This is a genomic window from Streptomyces sp. MB09-02B, from assembly GCF_033794485.1.
Classification (GTDB): domain Bacteria; phylum Actinomycetota; class Actinomycetes; order Streptomycetales; family Streptomycetaceae; genus Streptomyces.
Map to the genome: position 1 here is coordinate 1 of NZ_JARGEE010000435.1, position 7,043 is coordinate 7,043.

The window sequence follows — 7,043 nt, forward strand, 5'->3', positions numbered from 1 at the left end:
TCTGTGTCCTCTTCGTTGTATTTTGTTTTTTTTTTTTTTTTTTTAAGGAGAAAACGGGATATGGGATTTTGCCCTGTCTCGTGGGGTAGGAGATGTGTATAAGAGAGAGGAAGGGGACGAGTCGGTTCGAAGGGGCAACCTTCTTGGGTGTCGGCGGCGACGGAAGAGCGAACGGAAAAGTGAACTGAAGGCACGTGAAATCCCGACCCCACAAAGGGAGTTCACCATGCACAGCAAACGCACCCGCATCGCAGGACTGCTCACCGTGCTCGTCGCGGTCCTGGCCGTGCTGCTCGCACCCGGCCTGACCTCGCCGTCCGTCGCGCAGGCGGCGAACGACCGGGCGGACCAAACACAGGCACAGGAGCGGGCGGTGGCGGCCGCGGTCGCCGCCGCACCCGCCGCCTGGAACCCACCCTCGCACCTGGTCCAGCCCCTCAACGAGGTCTGGAACCACGTCGAGTCGACGTACGGCAACCTCTACGGCTTCCGCAACTACGGCTGGGACCAGATCATGGCCAACCGGGGAAGCGTGAACTACTGCGTCCGCTGGGAGTCGAGCCAGCCGGTCAGCGTCGCCCTGCGCGACCAGATCCACGCCGCGCTGAAGAAGCAGTTCGGCAAGTGGATGGCGGCCATGGTCGACAACGGCGCCGGCCACAACGCCTGGCCGTACACCAACGTCCCCGTCAACATCGTCGGCTGGGCGGTGAAGAACCGCTCGACCCTGCAGTGGAACGACAACTCCGTCGACATCTACACCAACATGCTGGACGGCGCCGGAGCCCCGCAGTGCAACCCCGACTGCGGCCGCTTCTTCCACCAGGACGGCAACTACTCCCGCTGTCCCGGCGGCGCCGCCCGCCACTACGACCAGTCCCTGTGGCTCACCGAGGGCTTCGGCGGCGGCGCCGGCGGTGACTGGGGGCAGCGCATGGGCCGCTCCTACTTCACCGGCGCCCTGAATCAGGAGAACATCCACATCTACCTTCACGAGGTCGGCCACACCTTCGGCCTCGACGACTTCTACGACTGGTCGCCGACCGGCCAGTGCTGCTTCCTCATGAAGGCGGGCAGCGCCGCCCAGATCACCGAGTTCGACAAGTGGATGTTCCGGGACTTCTGGCGCCACATGAAATCCCGTTACGGTCTCTGACCCTCCTCGTTCGGTGACGTTTCGCGGGGCCATGACAGATGTCATGGCCCCGCTGTGAGAGTGATCGTCCGCGGGAAGGATGTAGTGCGCACCGGTTGTTCGTGACAATCGCCTGGCAGGGCCCGGGAGTTGACCGTCCGGGGCCGTCGGAACGTCAGGATCGAGGGGGACACGTCGTGCGTATGCAACGTCTCGTCGGGACCGTGTTGGGCACCACACTTCTGCTGGTCGCGGCGGTACCCGCCGCCGAGGCGGCCGGCCCGGCGGCGTCGGGGGAACTGGACCGGGCCGAGTTGCGCGACACGCTCGACGCGGTCCACGAGGCCGGGATGTACGGCACGTACGCCGCCGTACGGGACGGCCGGGAGCGCTGGGCCGGCGCGTCCGGGCTGGCCGACGTGGACACGGGGCGGAAGGTCACCCCGACCATGCGGCACCGCGTCGGCAGCATCAGCAAGACGTTCACGGCCGTGGCGCTCCTGCAGCAGGTGGAGCGCGGCCGGATCCGCCTCGACGCCCCGGTCACGGACTACGTCCCCGAGCTGTTCCAGGGCACCGGCACCGACGGGGACACCCGGGAGCGCGGGGACGCCATCACCGTCCGCATGCTCCTCAACCACACCAGCCACATAGGTGACTACATCCTCGGCGCCTTCCCCTCCCTCGCCCAGAACTCCACCGCCAGCCTCGACGAGCACCGCTTCCGCTCGATCAGTCCCCGCGAGCTCGTACGGCTGGGCCTCGCTGCCCCCGCCACCGGCACCCCCGGCGCGCAGCCGGGCAGGTACTCCAACACCAACTACGTCGTGGCCGGCCTGATCCTGGAGAAGGTCACCGGTCAGAAGGCCTCGACGTACATCACCCGCAACGTCATCGACCGCGCCGGGCTGCGCCACACCTCGTACCCGCGCACCGCGTCCATCAAGGGCCCGCACTCCAGGATGTACGAGTCGTTCTACGGGCTCATCGACCCGCCGCGCGACTACAGCGTCTACGACATGTCCTGGGCGTACACGGCGGGCGCGATCGTCTCCACGACGGACGACCTCAACCGCTTCTACCGGCAGTTGCTCACCGGTGACCTGGTCCGCCGCTCGTCGCTCGCCGAGATGCAGCGCACGGTTCCGGTGGAGATCGCCCCGGGCGCCGCGATCGACTACGGCCTCGGCATCTACACCCTAGACGTGCCCGGCTGCGGGCGGTTCTGGGGACACGACGGCGGGGTCTTCGGCGCGGGCACCATCAGCCTCACCAGCGCGGACGGCGACCGACAGGTCTCCATGGGCTGGAACCTGATGAAGTACCAGCGCCTCAACGCGGAGGGTACGGCGCTGGAGCCGAGCCCGATCGACGACGCGATCGAGCGACACGTCTTCGGGGCGCTGTGCCCGACGCCGGAGGAGCCGGGCTCGGGTTCGGGGGCCGGGGTGAAGTCGCGTCTCGCGGCCGGGGACGCGGGGAGGATCCTTCCGGACGGTCTGCTGGGTAGGACACTCCCGTAACCGTCCTCGCACCGCAGGGAGCGCGTCTTGCCCACCTTCGTCATCTTCGACCTGGAGTTCACGACCTGGCCGGGGGCCATGGAGCAGGACTGGTCGGCCCCGGGCCAACTGCGGGAGATCGTGCAGATCGGCGCGGTGCGGGTGAACGAGGAGTACTCCGTCGTGGAGGAGTACGAGACGCTGGTGCGCCCGGTGGTGAATCCCCGGCTCTCGCCGTACTTCACCACCCTCACCGGTATCGACCAGCGCGGCGTGGACCGGGACGGCCTCCCGCCGGCCCGGGCCCTCGGCGACTTCCTCGCGTTCTGCCGGGGCGGGCCGGTCCTCTCCTACGGCAACGACATGCTCGTCCTCGGCGAGAACATCGGCTGGGCCCGGGCCCGGGGCGAGACGATCGGGCAACGCGCGCTCGCCCCGGGCTTCCTCAACGTCCGGCCGTGGCTGAACGCCGTCGCCCCGGCGACGACCGGCGTCAACTCGGGCCGCCTCTGGCAGGCCCTGGGGCTCGCCCGGCCCGCCACCCCGGGCGACGAGCACGCGGCTCTCTTCGACTGCCACTCCACCGCGGCAGCCCTGCGGCACCTGGCGGGGGCGGGGGTCGTCCTGCCGGACGGGCTCGTCTAGCGGACGCACGATCACCCTTTTCTCGTTCCTCGACCCCGAGTAGCCCAGGAGCTGTTGTGTCCGACGAGACCACCCCCGTCCGCGAACTCCGGCTGGTCGTCACCGCCGCCGACTACGACGCCGCGCTGCACTTCTACCGCGATGTGCTGGGGCTGCCCGAGCGGGCGGCGTTCTCGTCCGACGGCGGGCGGGTGTCGATCCTCGAAGCGGGCCGGGCGACGCTGGAGATCACCGATCCGAAGCACGCGGAGTTCATCGACGAGGTGGAGGTCGGCCGCCGCGTGGCCGGCCACATCCGGGTCGCCTTCGAGGTGGACGACTCGACCGCGACCACGGCGAAGCTGGCGGCGGCCGGCGCCGAGGTGATCGCCGAACCGACCCGCACCCCCTGGAACTCCCTGAACTCCCGCCTCGAAGCTCCCGGCGCGCTCCAGCTGACCCTCTTCACCGAACTGGGGACGTGAGAGCCGTCGGAGGGGAGCGCCGTCGGAGGGGAGCGCCGTCGGGCGTGAGGGCCGTCACCGGATGGTGGCTTTGCATGATCATGCATTGCCATGCATAATAATTTCCATGTCCAAGGTCCTCACCTCTCTTCCGGCCGGCGAGCGCGTCGGCATCGCCTTCTCGGGCGGGCTCGACACCTCGGTCGCCGTCGCGTGGATGCGTGACAAGGGTGCCGTCCCCTGCACCTACACGGCTGACATCGGCCAGTACGACGAGCCCGACATCGCCTCGGTGCCCGGCCGCGCGAAGACCTACGGTGCCGAGATCGCGCGCCTGGTCGACTGCCGGGCCGCGCTGGTCGAGGAGGGCCTGGCCGCGCTGACCTGCGGCGCGTTCCACATCCGCTCCGGCGGGCGGGCGTACTTCAACACGACCCCCCTCGGCCGGGCCGTCACCGGCACGCTGCTGGTCCGGGCGATGTTGGAGGACGACGTCCAGATCTGGGGCGACGGCTCGACCTTCAAGGGCAACGACATCGAGCGGTTCTACCGCTACGGCCTGCTCGCCAACCCGCACCTCAGGATCTACAAGCCCTGGCTGGACGCCGACTTCGTCACCGAGCTGGGCGGCCGCAAGGAGATGTCCGAGTGGCTGGTCGCGCACCAGCTGCCGTACCGGGACTCGACGGAGAAGGCGTACTCCACCGACGCCAACATCTGGGGCGCCACCCACGAGGCGAAGACCCTGGAGCACCTGGACACCGGTGTCGAGACGGTCCAGCCGATCATGGGCGTCCGCTTCTGGGACCCGTCCGTGGAGATCGCCACCGAGGACGTGACGATCGGCTTCGACCAGGGCCGTCCGGTCACCATCAACGGCAAGGAGTTCGCCTCTGCCGTCGACCTGGTGATGGAGGCCAACGCCATCGGCGGACGCCACGGACTCGGCATGTCCGACCAGATCGAGAACCGCATCATCGAGGCCAAGAGCCGCGGCATCTACGAGGCCCCCGGCATGGCCCTCCTGCACGCCGCGTACGAGCGCCTCGTCAACGCCATCCACAACGAGGACACCCTCGCCCAGTACCACTCCGAGGGCCGTCGCCTCGGCCGCCTCATGTACGAGGGCCGCTGGCTGGACCCGCAGGCCCTGATGATCCGGGAGTCCCTGCAGCGCTGGGTCGGCGCGGCCGTCACCGGCGAGGTCACCCTCCGCCTGCGGCGCGGCGAGGACTACTCGATCCTCGACACCACGGGCCCGGCGTTCTCGTACCACCCGGACAAGCTGTCCATGGAGCGCACCGAGGACTCGGCCTTCGGCCCGGTCGACCGGATCGGCCAGCTCACCATGCGCAACCTCGACATCGCCGACTCGCGCGCCAAGCTGGAGCAGTACGCGGGCCTCGGCCTGATCGGCACCGGCAGCCCCACGATCGGCGCCTCCCAGGCCGCCGCGACCGGGCTGATCGGCACCATGCCGGAGCTGCCGCAGGGCGGCGCCGAGGCCATCGCCTCGCGCGGCGCGGTCTCCGAGGAGGACGCGCTGCTGGACCGCGCCGCGATGGAGTCCGGCACGGACTGACCGCCGGCGCGCGGCGACGATGTGGAGGTGAGGCCGGCTCGACGCGGGATGTCGAGCCGGCCTCACGTCAGTGGTGCCGCCGGTCGCGCGTCAACGGTCACCTGTCGGCCTCACTTCAGTCCGTCGAGGACGCGGTTCGCCGCGTAGCGGATGTGTGAGGGAGAGGGTGGCTGCGCGAGCGCCGTGATGACGGTGAGCGGGTCGGGGCGGTGGGGTGCGGCGGGTGTGGCAGGTGCGGCGGGTCTGTCGGGTGCGGCGGGTCCGTCGGGTGCTTCCGGCGCATCCGGTGCATTTGGCGCTTCGGGGAGCTTCCCGTACGTGCTGACGTAGTGCTCGATTCCCCACAGGGCCTGGTAGCGGGCGGGCTCCGACGGGTCGTGGAGGTGGGCGAGGAGGAGGGCGACGTCGGCGTCGTCGTCCTCGTCCAGGAGCCTCAGGACGGTCGCCCTGACCTCGCCTGAGGGGTGGTCGATCAGGCGGCGTACGGCGGGGAGGGTCTCGGGGTACTCGTCGAGCGCGTTGCCGATGTGCCAGAGGTTCGGCTCGTCGGTGGTGAGGAGGCCCAGCAGGGCCGAGCCGGCCGCGTCCCGCTCCCGGCCGGGCAGTTCGCGTCGCCCCAGCTGCCGGAGCCCGTCCACGGCTCCGGCCCGTACCCGCTGGTCCGGATCGCGCAGCAGCGGCAACAGTGACTCGGTGGCGGCCGGGGGTGTCAGCCTGCCGTACGCGGTGGCGGCGGTGGCCCGGACGTACGGGTGACCGAGGCCCGGCCCCAGGTCGGGGCCGGGAGCGGAGACGAACACGGCCCTGATCCACCGGACCGCCTCCGGCGTCCCGATGTCGGCGAGCGCGCCGACGGCGTCGGCGCCCGCGTCCGGGTGGTCGAGCCACCGTACGGCTGCGGGCAGGGCACGGACGTCCCCCCACCGTCCGAGTCCGGTGAGGAGCTCGGCGGCGACGCCCGCGTCGGTCTCCGCCTCCAGCGCCGCGAGGAGCGCGTCGGCCGTCGCGGACGGCCGCAGGACCGGCAGGAGCGACTTCGCCGCGCCGGACCGCCGTATCGCGGCGAAGAGCGAGTCGACCGCACCGGACAGGCCCAGCGGGGACAGCAGCGCGTCGGCCGGGCCGCGCAGGTCCTTGGCGAGGAACCCGGCCACCACCTTCCGTACCTCGGGACACTCGTCGCGCAGGCCGTCGAGGAGGGAGTCGCGCAGGCCGCGGGTGTGCCGCGCGGGCAGCATCTCCAGCGCGCGTGCGCGGGCGAGTCCATGACCGTGCCGGGCGGCGTTCTTCACCTCGTCCAGTACGGGCTGTTGGTTCAGGGAGGGGTAGAGGGCGGCTCGCGCGGGCCCCCAGACGTACGAGTCGGTGTCACCCAACAGCCGTACCAGCACGGCCGGTTCGACGCTCACGCCCCGACTGCCCAGCGCGAGCAGCCCGTTGAGCCGCAGATGCCAGTCGGTGTCGTCCAGGAGCCGCCGGAACGCCTCCGTGACGTCCGGCCCGGTGAGGTCCAGCCGTTCGGCCGCGAGCGACGCCCGCCGCCGTACACGCGTGTCCGCGTCCCCCATCAACGCGACGACCACGGCGTCGGCGTCGTCACCGCCGAGCGGCCCCAGCCATCCGAGCGCGTCCGCCACCGCGGCCCGCACCAGGGCGTCGGCGTCCCCGGCCATACCGACGACGGCCGCGCCCACCCCGGCGACGACGTCCCCGTGCTCGGCGGAGGCCCACCGGCC

At 70.7% G+C, this 7,043-nt stretch carries 6 protein-coding genes; 5 read left to right on the top strand and 1 reads right to left on the bottom strand.

The features are described 5' to 3' along the window. Positions 1-226 precede the first annotated feature (226 nt). The 5 genes from P1P70_RS37080 (at position 227) to argG (ending at position 5,307) form a co-directional block, all read left to right on the top strand. A complete protein-coding gene (locus tag P1P70_RS37080; protein ID WP_319245606.1) occupies positions 227-1,156 on the top strand; it encodes a hypothetical protein in 930 nt (309 codons plus the stop codon). A 176-nt stretch (positions 1,157-1,332) separates the two neighbouring features. Next, on the top strand, positions 1,333-2,658 hold the full coding sequence (locus P1P70_RS37085; protein ID WP_319245608.1) for a serine hydrolase domain-containing protein: 1,326 nt from the start codon (positions 1,333-1,335) through the stop codon (positions 2,656-2,658). 27 nt (positions 2,659-2,685) lie between these two features. Further along, a complete protein-coding gene (locus P1P70_RS37090; protein ID WP_319245610.1) occupies positions 2,686-3,282 on the top strand; it encodes an exonuclease domain-containing protein in 597 nt (198 codons plus the stop codon). Between the two features lie 56 nt (positions 3,283-3,338). Further along, positions 3,339-3,746, top strand: coding sequence for a VOC family protein (locus tag P1P70_RS37095; RefSeq protein WP_319245611.1), 408 nt, complete (start codon positions 3,339-3,341; stop codon positions 3,744-3,746). A gap of 106 nt (positions 3,747-3,852) precedes the next feature. Continuing rightward, positions 3,853-5,307, top strand: a complete 1,455-nt coding sequence (gene argG / locus P1P70_RS37100) for an argininosuccinate synthase (protein WP_319245613.1) — start codon at positions 3,853-3,855, stop codon at positions 5,305-5,307. A gap of 110 nt (positions 5,308-5,417) precedes the next feature. On the opposite strand, the gene P1P70_RS37105 is transcribed toward argG, so the two are convergent. Beyond that, the coding region (locus tag P1P70_RS37105) for a HEAT repeat domain-containing protein (protein WP_319245614.1) at positions 5,418-7,043 on the bottom strand (1,626 nt) is incomplete at its 5' end.